11 protein-coding genes are annotated in these 13,672 nt (G+C 72.7%); 9 read left to right on the top strand and 2 right to left on the bottom strand.

All coding sequences use genetic code 11. The features are described from left to right. Positions 1-28: 28 nt before the first annotated feature. The 5 genes from RM590_RS20780 to RM590_RS20760 all read left to right on the top strand — a co-directional run bounded on the left by RM590_RS20780 (position 29) and on the right by RM590_RS20760 (position 7,418). On the top strand, positions 29-640 hold the full coding sequence (locus RM590_RS20780) for a DJ-1/PfpI family protein (protein WP_311706155.1): 612 nt from the start codon (positions 29-31) through the stop codon (positions 638-640). Further along, complete coding sequence (locus RM590_RS20775) at positions 637-1,116, top strand: MarR family winged helix-turn-helix transcriptional regulator (RefSeq protein WP_311706154.1); 480 nt, start codon at positions 637-639, stop codon at positions 1,114-1,116. The genes RM590_RS20780 and RM590_RS20775 overlap by 4 nt, the downstream gene beginning before the upstream one ends. A 93-nt stretch (positions 1,117-1,209) precedes the next feature. After that, the gene (locus RM590_RS20770) at positions 1,210-2,970 is read left to right on the top strand and encodes a protein kinase domain-containing protein (protein WP_311706153.1); all 1,761 of its coding nucleotides are present in this window, start codon (positions 1,210-1,212) and stop codon (positions 2,968-2,970) included. A gap of 68 nt (positions 2,971-3,038) precedes the next feature. Continuing rightward, positions 3,039-5,063, top strand: coding sequence for a serine/threonine protein kinase (locus RM590_RS20765; RefSeq protein WP_311706152.1), 2,025 nt, complete (start codon positions 3,039-3,041; stop codon positions 5,061-5,063). A 144-nt stretch (positions 5,064-5,207) separates the two neighbouring features. Beyond that, positions 5,208-7,418, top strand: a complete 2,211-nt coding sequence (locus RM590_RS20760) for a serine/threonine-protein kinase (RefSeq protein WP_311706151.1) — start codon at positions 5,208-5,210, stop codon at positions 7,416-7,418. Positions 7,419-7,501: 83 nt separating this feature from the next. Here the strand turns inward: RM590_RS20760 and RM590_RS20755 are convergent, their stop codons facing one another. Next, complete coding sequence (locus tag RM590_RS20755) at positions 7,502-8,785, bottom strand: adenylosuccinate synthase (RefSeq protein WP_311706150.1); 1,284 nt, start codon at positions 8,783-8,785, stop codon at positions 7,502-7,504. 132 nt (positions 8,786-8,917) lie between these two features. On the opposite strand from RM590_RS20755, the gene RM590_RS20750 reads away from it, so the two are divergent. Continuing rightward, complete coding sequence (locus RM590_RS20750; protein WP_394813917.1) at positions 8,918-9,670, top strand: diacylglycerol kinase family protein; 753 nt, start codon at positions 8,918-8,920, stop codon at positions 9,668-9,670. Here RM590_RS20750 and RM590_RS20745 read toward each other — a convergent pair whose 3' ends face one another. After that, positions 9,671-10,153 (bottom strand): GbsR/MarR family transcriptional regulator, encoded by a 483-nt coding sequence (locus tag RM590_RS20745; RefSeq protein ID WP_394813916.1) that lies wholly within the window; start codon positions 10,151-10,153, stop codon positions 9,671-9,673. A gap of 127 nt (positions 10,154-10,280) precedes the next feature. Here RM590_RS20745 and RM590_RS20740 point away from each other — a divergent pair, with 127 nt between their 5' ends. The 3 genes from RM590_RS20740 to RM590_RS20730 all read left to right on the top strand — a co-directional run bounded on the left by RM590_RS20740 (position 10,281) and on the right by RM590_RS20730 (position 13,672). Continuing rightward, the gene (locus RM590_RS20740) at positions 10,281-11,222 is read left to right on the top strand and encodes an ABC transporter ATP-binding protein (protein ID WP_311706149.1); all 942 of its coding nucleotides are present in this window, start codon (positions 10,281-10,283) and stop codon (positions 11,220-11,222) included. Further along, positions 11,219-12,883, top strand: a complete 1,665-nt coding sequence (locus RM590_RS20735) for an ABC transporter permease (protein WP_311706148.1) — start codon at positions 11,219-11,221, stop codon at positions 12,881-12,883. Before RM590_RS20740 ends, RM590_RS20735 begins: the two co-directional genes overlap by 4 nt. Positions 12,884-13,069: 186 nt before the next feature. Continuing rightward, positions 13,070-13,672: a hypothetical protein gene (locus tag RM590_RS20730; RefSeq protein ID WP_311706147.1), complete on the top strand. Its 603-nt coding sequence runs from the start codon at positions 13,070-13,072 to the stop codon at positions 13,670-13,672.

Genomic DNA, 13,672 nt, shown 5'->3' with positions numbered 1-13,672 from the left:
CATGCTGCCCATATGACAGCCTGCTGTCATGACTGAGAACGCGCAGACCCCGACCGTCCACCTCGCCGTCTACGACACGCTGGCCGACTGGGAGGCCGGCCACGCCATCGCCGAGCTGAACCGGCGCGGCCACCGGGTGGTGGCCGTCGGCGTCACACCGGAGCCGGTGACCACCATCGGCGGGCTGCGGATACTGCCCGACATGACGCTGGAGGAGCTGCGGCCCGAGGACAGCGAGCTGCTGATCCTGCCCGGCGCGGACCTGTGGCTGACGGGCGACGCGCTCGCGCCGTTCGGCCGGGCGGCGCGCGCGTTCCTGGCCGCGGGCGTGCCGGTCGCGGCCATCTGCGGCGCGACCGTCGGCCTGGCCCGGGAGGGGCTGCTGGACGACCGCGCGCACACCGGCGCGGCGGCCCAGGTGCTGGCGATGAGCGGTTACGCGGGCGGCGACCGGTACCGGGACGCGGACGCGGTGACCGACGGCGACGTCATCACCGCCGGGCCGACCGACCCCGAGGCGTTCGCCCGGGAGATCCTGGCCCGGCTCGGCGTGCTGGAGCCCCATGTGCTGGACGCCTGGTTCCGGCTGTACGCGCACTCCGACGCGGCGGCGTACGAGATCGTGGCGGCGGCCGGATGAGCGCGCCGGACGAGGAGGGGCCTGCCCCGGGCGAACGGGGCGTCCAGCCGCTGCTGTCCGGGACCGCGCTGGCCGTCTTCCGGCTCAACGGGCAGTTCCTGTCCGTGGCCGAGCGGCTGGCACGGCCCGCCGGGCTGACCGCCGCGTGGTGGCAGGTGCTGGGGGCGGTGCTGCACGAGCCGCTGCCGGTGGCCGGCATCGCGCGCGCCATGGGCATCACCCGGCAGAGCGTGCAGCGGATCGCGGACCTGCTGGTCGACCGCGGCCTCGCGGCCTACGAGCCGAACCCGGCGCACCGCCGCGCCAAGCTCCTCACGCCCACCGCCGAGGGCCGGGCCGCGGTGGAACGGATCGGGCCGGGGCACGCGGAGTTCGCCGCCCGGCTGTGCGAAGCGCTCGGCGGCGAGGCCGAGTTCGCCCGGACGCTGGACGCGCTGACCCGGCTGTCCGAAACGCTGGACGGCCTGGCCAACTGACCAACTCCCCGGCCGCGCGCGGCTGCCCGACCGTCCCGGAGGCCGTATCCTCGTCGCCACCTGATCGCGCGTACCCGGGGGAGGACCAGCCGCATGCAACCGCTCGCGCCCGGAGACCCACGGGCCATCGGCGGATACCGCCTGCTCGCCCGGCTCGGCGAGGGCGGCATGGGCCAGGTCTATCTGGCCCGTTCGGAACGCGGGCGCACCGTGGCCGTGAAGACGATCCAGCCTGCGCTGGCGCGGGAGTCCGACTTCCGGGCGCGGTTCGCCCGGGAGGTGGCCACCGCCCGGCTCGTGGGCGGCGAGTGGACCGCCCCCGTGCTGGACGCCGACACCGAGGGGCCCGCCCCCTGGGTCGCCACCGGCTATATCGCGGGGCCCACGCTGCACCAGGTGGTGGCGGAGGACCACGGCCCACTGCCGGAGCGCTCGCTGGCGTTCCTCTCCTTCGGGCTGGTCCAGGCGCTGCGCGACATCCACCGCACCGGGCTGGTCCACCGGGACCTCAAGCCGGCGAACGTCATGATCACCATCGACGGGCCGCGCGTCATCGACTTCGGCATCGCGCGCGCCCTGGACGGCGGCACCTCCGGCGGCCTGACCCGGACCGGCGCGGTCATCGGCTCGCCCGGCTTCATGTCGCCCGAGCAGATCCGCGGCCTGCGGCTCACCCCGGCCAGCGACGTCTTCAGCCTGGGCACCGTGCTGGCCTACGCGGCCACCGGGCGGCTGCCGTTCGGAACGGGCGACAGCGGCGGCCACGCCCTGATGTTCCGCATCGTGGAAGAGGAGCCGGATCTCGACGGCGTGCCCGGGGCGCTGCGCGAGCTGATCTCCGACTGCCTGGCCAAGGCCCCGGAGGACCGCCCCGACATCGCCGCGCTGCTGGAACGGACCGGCGCCGACGTGCCCGAGGGCCCGTGGCTGCCCGCCGAGGTGCTGGCGCAGTTGGGCCGGCACGCGGTGGCGCTGCTGGACAGCGAGGACCCCGCGGCCGGCGGCGGCCCGCCGCCCACGGTCCCCGGCCCGGCGACGCCGCCGCCCGCGATGCCCGGGACCGCGGTGCCGACGCTCGTTCCCGGCGCCCCGGTCCACCCGCCCACCTATCTGGAGGCGCCGCCGGTCCACATCCGGCCGCCCACCACCTATGGCGCGGTCTGGCCGCAGCCCGGCCCGCCGGCACCGGCCGAGCCGACGCCCGAGCCGCGCCGGCTGTCCGGCGCGGCCAACCTCCTGACAGCGCTGTTCGCCGCGCTGGCGGTGGTCGCGGCGATCGCGGCGATGCTGCACCTCCAACTGCTCGGCGACCTCGACGAATGGCAGGTGGACACGCCCTATTTCGGCGACCTCGACGACAACGAGGCGGCGGAAAGCCGGAAGACGACGCTGGACGCGTTCGAGGTGGTCTGGGGATCCGTTCAACTGGCCATCGTCGCCGTCTGGCTGTACTGGTTCTGGCAAGTCCGCCGCAACGCCGAGGCGTTCGCGCCCGGCCGCATCCGCTACCGGCGCAGCCGCGCGCTGCTGTTCTGGCTCATCCCGGTCGCCAACCTCGTGCTGCCCAAGCAGATCGCCGACGACATCTGGCGCGCCTCGCACTCGGCGCCACACCCGCGTACGGCCCTGGTCACCCTCTGGTGGGCGCTGTCGCTGGGCTACCTGCTCTTCACGGCCTTCGTCAGCGCCGATCGCTGGCACGAGGCGGACACCTACGCGTCGGCCCGCACCCGGGCCACTCTGGGGACAGTCGAGCAGGTGTGGTGCCTGCTGGCGGTGCTCACCGCCGTTCTGTTCGTCCGGCGGCTGACCGCCATGCAGCACGCCCGGATCACCGCGCGCGGACCCGCATAGGACACCGAGGCGTTCACCTCTATCCTCGGTGAGGCAACCAACGACACCATCGGGGGAGTCTGCTCCACATGGAACGGCTGATGCCACAGGACCCGAACCGCATTGGGCAGTACCGCCTGCTCGGCAGACTCGGCGAGGGCGGCATGGGTCAAGTGTTCCTGGCCCGTTCGGAGCGCGGACGCACGGTCGCCGTCAAGACGATCCGGGCCGCGCTGGCCCAGGAGCCCGACTTCCGACGGCGGTTCGCGCAGGAGATCACCGCGGCGCGCCGGGTGGGCGGGCGCTGGACCGCCCCCGTGCTGGACGCGGACACCGAGGCCGCCACCCCCTGGGTCGCTACCGGCTACATCGCCGGGCCCTCGCTGCACGAGGTCGTCGGCCGCGACTTCGGCCCGCTGCCCGAGCGCAGCGTGCGCCTGCTGGCCAACGGCCTGGCGCACGCCCTGCGCGACATCCACGGCGCGGGCCTGGTGCACCGGGACCTCAAGCCGTCCAACGTGCTGCTCACCATCGACGGCCCGCGCGTCATCGACTTCGGCATCGCCCGCGCCCTGGAGATGGCGCCCGGCGAGGGGGTCACGCGCACCGGCGCCACCGTCGGCTCCCCCGGCTTCATGTCGCCCGAGCAGGTGCGCGGCCAGCGGCTCAGCCCGGCCAGCGACATCTTCTGCCTCGGCTCGCTGCTGGCGTACGCGGCCACCGGGCGCACCCCGTTCGGCGCGCTGGACTCCGGCGTGCACATCCTGATGTTCCGCATCGCCGAGGAGGCGCCCGACCTCACGGGCGTGCCCGAGGAGTTGCACCGGCTCATATCCGCCTGCCTGGCCAAGGACCCGGGGAGCCGGGCCTCGATCGACCAACTCCTCGCCGCCACCGCCCCGGACGGCTCGCGCGAGCCCTGGCTGCCCGGCGCGCTGGTCGCCCAGCTCGGCCGGCACGCCGTGGAGTTGCTCGACTCGGAGAACCCCGAGAGCCGCACCGACAACCCGGTCATCCCCCCGGCCGCGCCCGCCGACTCCGCCCGGGCCGGCGAGGCCGTCGGTCCCACCGCCGCCGACTCCGGGCCGACGCCGCCCGCCCCGGCCCCGCCGCTCGCGCCCTCGTGGCCCTCCTCCGCGTCGCCCCAGCCCCGGCCCGCGCCCGTTCCCTCGCCCTACTCCCAGCCGAGCGGCGCCTACCGGCCGGCACAGCCGTCCATCCCCTCCCTCGGCGGCTTCGGACCCTCGCCCTACGGCACCGGCAACCAGACCACCCAGCCGCCGAGCCGGCCCCGGCGCGTGGTCCCGATCGTCTCGGTGATCGCCGTGCTCGTGGTGATGGCGATCCTCGGCGTGGTGGTCGCGATCCAGGCCACCGGCGGCGACGGCGGCGACGACACGGCCGTCGACGAGGGCTACCTCGGCGCCTGGCAGGGCGAGTACACGACCGAGAGCGGCGAGGTGCGCGAGCTGCGCTTCGAGATAGGCCAGGGAGCCGAGGGCGAGATCATCGGCGCCGCCTATACGCTCAGCCCCCGCATTCTGTGCGCCTACGAAGTGCGGCTGGACACGTTCACCGACACGCTGGCGTTCACCGAGCAGTCCAACTGGAGCGTGCCGCAGGACCAGATCGACGAGACCTGCCGCGACAATCCGACCGTCCAGACGCTGAGCCTGTCACCGGACGGCCAGGAGATGCAGTGGACGTACAACAGCCAGCAGGCGACGCTCACCCCCGCCCCGGCGGCCTCCGAGGAGAACGTTCCGACGACGCTGCTCGGCGAGTGGCGGGACGAGTGGGAGGACGGCGAGAACGACATCGCCGGCGAGGACATCCTCACCATTTCCCAGGGCTCGATCGGCGAGCCCGTCCTGCGCTACGCCAGGACCGAGAACGGCGAGCCCACCTGCACCTGGGAGAATCACCTCGTCCAGACCGGCGACCGCGAGATCACGCTCGGCCCGGACACCCTGGCCGAGACGGGCGAGGGCGCGAACTGCGAGGTCTACGCGGGCTTCCGGCTCTGGCACGAAGAGGGCGACGACGACACGATCAAGATCGTCTGGCTCGACGAGCCGGACAAGGACCCGGCCGAGTACGAACGCAACGATTAGGTGTGCCCCATGTCACGAGTTGACACGGGCCCGGGCCGTACGGCCGGACCGGGAACCGATCACGGTTCGGACTCTGTCCTCCTCGGTGTGTACAGGCGCCCGTATTCTCATGAGGCTTACCGGAGCGAAGAGGAGTAGCACAGCATGAAACCGCTCGGGCCAACTGATCCTCAACGAGTCGGCCAATACAGGCTGCTGGGGAAATTGGGCGCCGGCGGAATGGGCAGCGTTTATCTCGCCCGCTCCGACCGCGGGCGCACGGTGGCCGTCAAACTGGTCCAGCCGGAGCTCGCGGCGCAGCCGGAGTTCCGCCGCCGCTTCCAGCAGGAGGTCGACGCGGCCCGCAGGGTCGGCGGCGAGTGGACGGCCCCGGTCCTCGACTGTGACACCGAGGCCGGGACGCCGTGGGTGGCGACCGGTTACGTGGCCGGCCCGTCGCTGCACGAGGTCGTCGCGCACACCTACGGCCGGCTGCCCGAGCGTTCGCTGCGCATCCTCGCGAACGGCCTGGTCAAGGCGTTGCGCGACATTCACTCCGCGGGCCTGGTGCACCGGGACCTCAAGCCGTCCAACGTGATGATCACCATCGACGGCCCGCGCGTCATCGACTTCGGCATCGCCCGCGCCCTGGAGGCCGGCGGCGAGGGCCTGACCCGCACCGGCGCCGCCGTGGGCTCGCCCGGTTTCATGTCTCCCGAGCAGTGCCGCGGCGAGGTGCTGACCGCCGCGAGCGACATCTTCTGCCTCGGCTCTGTGCTCACTTTCGCGGCCACCGGTTCGACTCCGTTCGGCGACGCCAACAGCGCGATGACCGCGCTGATGCTGCGCATCGTGCAGGGCCAGCAGGATCTGTCGGGCGTGCCCGAGGGCATCCGCGCGCTGATCGAGCGCTGCCTCGCGATGGAGCCGGGTGACCGGCCCTCGCTGGAGGAGCTGCTGGCGCTGACCGAGTCCGACGACGATGACGAGGAGCCCTGGCTGCCGGGCGCGCTGGTGGCCAAGCTCGGCCGGCACGCCGTGGAGCTGCTGGACTCCGAGGACCCGCTCCAGGCGCCGCCGAAGCCGGCGATGCAGCCGCCGCCGGCCATGCCGAACGTCCCGCCGACGCCGGCTCCGCCCTCCTCCATACCCAGCCCGCCCCCGCCCTCCGGCATGCCCATGGCGCCGCCGACGCCCACGCAGTACAGCGTCCCGGCCACGCCGCCGCCGAGCCCGCCGCCGCCGAACGCGGGCGTGGACGGCATGGCGACGATGACCTCGGCCGCGGCCGTCCCGCCGGGCGGCTACGGCTATCCGCAGGCGCAGAACAATCCCGCTTACGGCTATCCGCACGCGGCGGGCACCCCCGGCTACGGGTCGCCGGTGCCGGAGGTGCAGGGCCCGTACGGCGGTGGCTACCCGCCCGGCCCCGGTGGCCCGGGCGGACCGGGCGGCCCCGGCCCCGGGCACGGGCACGGCGGCGGGCAGCGGAAGAACATCACGTGGATCATCGTGGCCGCGGTCGCGGTGTTCGTGCTCGCGGCGGGCGTGGCCGTCGTCGCCATGAGCGGCGGTGACGAGGACCCGGACCCGAGTCCGACCGCGGGCCCCTCGACCGACCCGACGACCGAGCCGCCGACCGACCCGACCACCGAGCCGCCGACCGACCCGCCGACCGACCCGGAGGAGGACGCCACCGTCGGCTACGAGTACATCGGCGCCTGGGAGGGCGAGGTCCTCGACGAGAACGGCGACCCGAACGGCTGGTTCCAGCGGATCGAGATCAACGAGGGCTCGGCCGGCGACACGGTGACCACGCAGTGGACCCTGCTCAACTCCCTGCTGTGCACGGAGGAATCCTCGCTGGTCTCCTCCGACGGCGGGCTGGCCATCACCGGCACCGGGATCACCAGCACCTCGCCGTCCACGGACTCCTCCCGTTGTGAGCCCTACGGCGACCAGACCATCGAGGTCAACTCCGACGGCGGCCTGACGTGGACCGCCGGGTCGCTCTCCGCGCACCTCCAGATGGCGTCGCTCGGCACCGACGGCGACGGCATCCCGCTGGCCATCTACGACAACGCCTACACCTCGTCGGAGTACGGGATCACCTTCGAGTACTCGGCGTCGGCGGGCGAGCTGGCCGTCACGTACTCCAGCGACTCCTGCACCTGGGAGGCGCTGATGGTGTCGCGGGCCGACGACGATGTGTCGATCAAGGTCGGCCCGGGCGAGGCGACGTCGGGCGACTGCGACCCGCTGCCCGCCTACACGATCTCCTGGGACGAGGTGGAGTACCTGTCCGAGGCCGAGGAGCTGCGGTTCGAGCCGTGGGGCGGCGACGACGGCGGGTTCACCGCGGCCCTGACCGGCTGAGCGGCCCCGGCGGTCGAGCGCGAACGGGCGCGGGCCGGGTGCGTGGTGAACACGCGCCCGGCCCGCGGCCGTTGTACCGCCCCTTACAGGAACGAGTTGATCTGGATGGTCTCGTCGCGGCCGGGGCCGACGCCGATGGCCGAGATCGGGGCACCGGAGAGGTCCTCCAGCGCCCGGACGTACCCCTGCGCGTTCTTCGGCAGGTCCTCGAAGGAGCGCGCCTTGGTGATGTCCTCGGTCCAGCCCGGCAGATAGTCGTAGACGGGCTTGGCGTGGTGGAAGTCGGTCTGGTTGTAGGGCAGTTCCTCCACGCGCCGGCCGTCGATCTCATAGGCCACGCAGACCGGGATGCGCTCCCAGCCGGTGAGCACGTCCAGCTTGGTGAGGAAGAAGTCCGTCAGGCCGTTGACCCGGGTCGCGTAGCGGGCGATCACCGCGTCGAACCAGCCGCAGCGCCGGTCGCGCCCGGTCGTCACGCCGAACTCGCGGCCGATGCGGCGCAGCGCTTCGCCGTCCTCGTCCAGCAGCTCCGTGGGGAACGGGCCGGCGCCGACGCGCGTCGTGTACGCCTTGAGGATCCCGATCACGCGGCTGATCTTCGTCGGTCCCACGCCGGAGCCGGTGCAGGCGCCGCCCGCGGTCGGGTTGGACGAGGTGACGAACGGATAGGTGCCGTGGTCGACGTCCAGCAGCGTGCCCTGGCCGCCCTCGAAGAGGACGACCTTGCCCTCGTCCACCGCGCGGTTGAGGACCAGCACGGTGTCGCTGACGTAGTCCCGCAGCCGGTCCGCGTAGCCCAGCAGCTCGTCCATGACCTGGTCGGCGGCGATGGCGCGGCGGTTGTAGAGCTTGGCGAGGATCTGGTTCTTGTGGTCGAGCGCGGCCTCGACCTTCTGGCGCAGGATCGATTCGTCGAAGAGGTCCTGGACGCGGATGCCCTGGCGGTTGATCTTGTCGGCGTAGGTCGGGCCGATGCCGCGGCCGGTGGTGCCGATCTTCCGCTTGCCCAGGAAGCGTTCGGACACTTTGTCCAGCGTCTGGTGATACGGGGTGATCAGGTGGGCGTTGCCGCTGATCAGCAGGCGCGAGGTGTCCACGCCCCGGGCGCCCAGGCCGTCCAGCTCGGTGAACAGCACCGCGGGGTCGACGACGACGCCGTTGCCGATGACCGGGGTGCATCCCGGGGAGAGGATCCCGGACGGCAGCAGGTGCAGCGCGTACTTCTGGTCCCCGACGACAACGGTGTGGCCGGCGTTGTTGCCGCCCTGATAGCGCACGACGTAGTCCACCGAGCCACCCAGCAGATCGGTGGCCTTTCCTTTGCCTTCGTCACCCCACTGAGCGCCGAGCAGCACGAGTGCGGGCACAGGCGTACACCCCTTTCGAGCGGGGCATCTACGCAAGGGCTGCCCCGGATCGACGAAACCCCTGGCGCAATCGCGACAGGGGCTCTTGCACAGAGAGCTTACGGGAGACGCAGCCGGGAGGCGAACAGTCAGGTGCTCATCGTCATCGACCCGACGGCGCGGCGGACGGACGGGGAATCGGTGCGGATCGCCAGAGATGTCCTGAGCGCGGGGGCGGGCGAGGTCAAGGTATGCGTGCTGGAGGGACCGCACGCGCTGACGCGGGTGCTGGCTCGCAGGAACGGCCGGCGCGTGGTGATCGTCGGCGACGACGGCGCGCTGCTGCGGGCGGTGCGGCTGCTGCATCGCACCGGCGAACTCGGCACCAGCCCGCTGGCCATGGTGCCGGTGGGGCCGGGCCCTTCGGTGGCCGTGGCCCGCGCGCTGGGCGTGCCGACGGACGCCGTCGCCGCGTCGCGCGCGGTGCTCACGGGCACGGACCGGCGGCTGGACATGCTGACGGACGACGCGGGCGGGGTGGTGCTGGGGCCACTGGGGATCCCGGCCCCCAGGTCGCGCTCCTCGGGGGCGACGGGGCTGTGGTGGCGCACGGTGCACCGGCCGCGGCAGCGGCTGCGGGTGGAGGCGGACGGCCGGGTGCTGGCGGATGTGGACCGGCCGGTCGCGGGGGTGTCGGTGCGGGCGGCGAACGGGCTGGCGGAGGTCGTGGTGCGGCCGAGCCCGGCCGGGGCCGAACTGTCGGCGCGGGCCACGTCCGTGACCGTGTCGGGTCCGGCGTTCAGCTACCGCGCCGACGCGCTGGACCAGGGCCCGACCCGGGCCAGGACCTGGACCGTGCGCCCGGGGGCGCTGCGTCTGACGGTGCCCGCCGGCGGGCCCGCCTGATCAGGCGGGCGGCCGGTCACCGTGGTGGCGGGCGCGCCAGCGGTCGAGGATGTCGTTCATCTCACGCTGGAGGAACTCCAGGAACTCCGCCGCCTCGGACATCCGCCGGCCGGCCGGCGACCCGTCGCCGACCACCTCGACCCCGGAGCGCATGGTGGTCGTCCAGCGGCTGAGGATGGTGTCCCGGTTGGCCATCGCCTCGTACCAGAGGTCGTGATGGAGGCGGTAGCGCTCCCGGCGGGAGCCGGGCTGGCGCTCCCGGCTGACCAGGTGCACCTGGGCGAGGTAGCGCACGGCGCCGGAGATCGCGGCCGGTGAGATCTGGAGGCGCTCGGCCAGCTCGGCGGAGCTGAGCGTTTCCTCCTGCGACACGAGCAGGCAGGCGAAGACCCGGGCGGCCATCCGCTGCATGCCGGCCTCGGTCATGTCGGCGGCGAACCGCTCGACGAAGGCCGCCATGTCCGGTGTGTAGGGCTCGCCCAAGGGCTGATCATCCGCTCTTCGTGACATCAGATTGTGATCAATCACCGTGCCATCCTCCCATTCCCTCCCTCACATTTTGACGCTTCCTTAGCTTCACAAATTTGTGAAACAACTGTAGGTTCAGAACATGACCAAGGCAACCAACGCCATCACCGTCTCCGGCCTGGTGAAGACCTTCGGCCGGACCCGCGCTCTGGACGGTCTCGACCTGGAGGTGGAGACCGGCGAGGTGCACGGCTTCCTCGGGCCCAACGGCGCCGGGAAGTCGACGACCATCCGCGTCCTGCTGGGCCTGCTCCGCGCCGACTCCGGCTCCGCCGAACTGCTCGGCGGCGATCCGTGGAACGACGCGGTGCAGCTCCACAAACGGCTCGCGTACGTCCCCGGTGATGTCGAGTTGTGGCCGAACCTGAGCGGCGGGGAGGCCATCGACCTGCTCGCCCGGCTGCGCGGTGGCCTGGACAGGGAGCGCCGGAAGGACCTCATCGAGCGCTTTGACCTCGACCCCACCAAGAAGGGCCGCACCTACTCCAAGGGCAACCGGCAGAAGGTCGCCCTGGTGGCCGCCCTCGCGTCCAACGCCGAGCTGCTGCTCCTGGACGAGCCCACCGCTGGCCTGGACCCGCTGATGGAGGTGATCTTCCAGGACGTCATCGCGGAGGCGAAGGAGGCGGGCAAGACCGTGCTGCTCTCCAGCCACATCCTGGCCCAGGTGGAGAAGCTGTGCGATCGCATCAGCATCATCCGGCTCGGCAAGATCGTGCAGTCCGGGACGCTCCAGGACATGCGCCACCTCACCCGCACCACCATCGAGGCCCAGACGAACCAGCCGGTCACGGGCCTGGCCGAGCTGCCCGGGGTGCACGACATCCGCACCGAGAAGGGCCAGCTCCACTTCAGCGTCGACGGCACCCATCTCGACGCCGCCGTCCGCAAGCTCTCCGAGTTCGGCGTCCGCAGCCTGGTCAGCCACCCGCCGACGCTGGAGGAGCTCATGCTGCGCCACTACGGCGACGAGCTGGGGGCCCTGGAGGGCAACGGACAACACCACGCCGGAGCGACGCGATGACCGCCGCGACCGCCACCCGCCCCCCCGACACGGCGCCCGCCCCCCAGTCGCACGGACGGGGCAACGCGCTGGCGGGCACCGGGGCGCTCCTCCGGTTCAACCTGCGCCGGGACCGGATCCGGCTGCCGGTGTGGATCGGCGCGCTGTTCCTCGTCACCCTCTCCTCGGTCTCCAGCCTGGAGTCGTCCTACCCGGAGCCCGAGGACTGGGCCTCGATGAAGGACACCCTGGGCGGCCCGGCCGGGCTCGCCATGTCCGGCCCGGAGCACTACCTCAGCGGCGAGTACAACTTCGGCGCCATGACGGGCCACCAGTTCATCGGCTTCATGGGCATCATGGTCGCCATCATGAGCGTGCTCACGGTCGTGCGGCACACCAGGACCGAGGAGGAGACCGGCCGCGCCGAGCTGCTGCGCTCCAACGTGGTCGGCCGGCACGCCCACATGGCCGCCGCGCTCACCGTGGCCGTCGCCGCCAACCTGGTGCTCGCCCTGCTGCTGGCAGCCGGGCTCGGCAGCCAGGACCTGGCGGGCATCACGAGCAGCGGCTCGGTGCTCTACGGCGCGACCAGCGCCGCGATCGGCATCAGCTTCGCCGCCATCGCCGCCGTCACCGTGCAGATCACCGCGTTCTCACGCGGCGCCTCCGGCCTCGGCATGGCCGCCATCGGCGTCGCGTACGCGCTGCGGGCGGTCGGCGACGTCGGCACCGACGCGTTCTCCTGGCTCTCCCCGATCGGCTGGGCCCAGCGGACCTACGTCTACGTCGACGACCGCTGGTGGCCCCTCCTGCTGAACCTCGGGCTCATCGTCGGCGCCATCGCCACCGGCTTCTTCCTCAGCACCCGCCGCGACGTCGGCGCCGGGCTGCGCCCGCCGCGCCCCGGGCGGCCCACGGCCAGCGACGCCCTGGCCCGCCCGGTCGGCTTCGCGCTGCGGCTGCACCGCGGCGTGCTGATCGGCTTCGCCGCCGGTGCCGCGCTGTTCAGCCTGATGTACGGCTCGATCCTGGGCGACGCCGAGGAGCTGCTGGAGGACAACGACCAGCTCCGCGAGACCGTCGAGCGGCTCGGCGGCGACATCGTGGAGTCGTTCGCCTCCGTCGTCATGTCCCTCCTGGCCATCGTCGCCGCGGCCTATGTGGTGATGGCCACGCTCCGGCCGCGCGCCGAGGAGACGGGCGGCCGGGCCGAGCCGGTGCTGGCCACCGGGCTGTCCCGCACCCGCTGGGTGGGCAGCCACCTGACCGTCGCGCTGATCGGCGGCACGCTCATCATGCTGCTGGCCGGAGTCGGCTTCGGCATCTCCGGCGCCGCCTCGGCGGACGACGGCGACCTGATGTGGAAGCTCATCGGGGCGTCGCTGGCCTACGCGCCCGCCCTGTGGGTGACGGCGGGCATCTCGGTGACGCTGCTCGGGTGGTTCCCCAAGGCGTCGGCGGCGGCCTGGGTCGTGCCGGCCTACGCGTTCTTCGTCGTCTACCTGGGCGAGCTGACCGACCTTCCGGACGCCCTGAGCAACCTCTCGCCCATCGGCCACGTGCCGCAGGTGCCGGCCGCCGACCTGGAGTGGACGCCGCTGCTGGTCATGACCGCGCTGGCCGCGGGGCTCGTCTGGCTCGGCCTGCTGGGCTTCCGCCGCCGGGACCTGGAGACCAAGTAGCGGGAGAGACCGGGGAGTTCCGGACACCCGAAGAGACCGGACACACGAAGAGAAAGTGGGCACCTGAGTGCCCCTCAGACGGCCCGGCCGCCCCTTCCCCCGGAGGCGGCCGGGCTCCTTCGTGCGGAGCAACGAAGCACCCGGAGAGACCTCCTCGGGATGCGCGCACGGTCACACACTGTTCGCATGAGTGACAACCCGTCACGCCACCTCGCGTACGGCAGACGACCGGAGGTCACTCATCCCATGAAGTCCCTGCACCGTTCCGCCAGCCGCCTGTCCGCGACGGCCGTCGCCCTCACCGCGCTGAGCCTGGGCCTGGCCGGTCCCGCGCTCGCCCAGGACGACGCCAGGCCCGCCGCGGGCAACGTGTCACCCCTCACCATCTCGCCCAGCTCCGGCGGCGCCGGTACCACGGTCACCGTCAAGTCGTCCTGCCAGCCCAGCGGCCCGGCCACCTCGGAGGCGTTCCAGCAGAGCATCACCCTGCGGCAGAGCAACAGCCAGTGGATCGGCACCGGCCGGATCAGGACCAGCGGGCTCCAGGTCGGCCGCACCTACCCCGTCACCGTCCGCTGCACCGACGGCGTCACCCTCAGCACGTCGTTCACGTTCACCTCGGGCACGCCCAGCGGCGGCGCCTCGGCCGGCTTCGGCGGCGGCGCCGGGGCCGGGAACGGGGGCGGCGCACAGGCCACCGCGCTGGCCGTCGGCGGCGGCATCACGGTCGCCGGCACCATCGGCTATCTGTTCCTCGCCCGTCGCCGCCGCGCCGGCAACCACTACTGA

The organism is Streptomyces litchfieldiae (genome assembly GCF_031845365.1).
Lineage (GTDB): Bacteria > Actinomycetota > Actinomycetes > Streptomycetales > Streptomycetaceae > Streptomyces > Streptomyces litchfieldiae.
The sequence above is the reverse complement of the archived record's forward strand: the minus strand, read 5'-3'. Positions and strand labels throughout refer to the sequence as shown.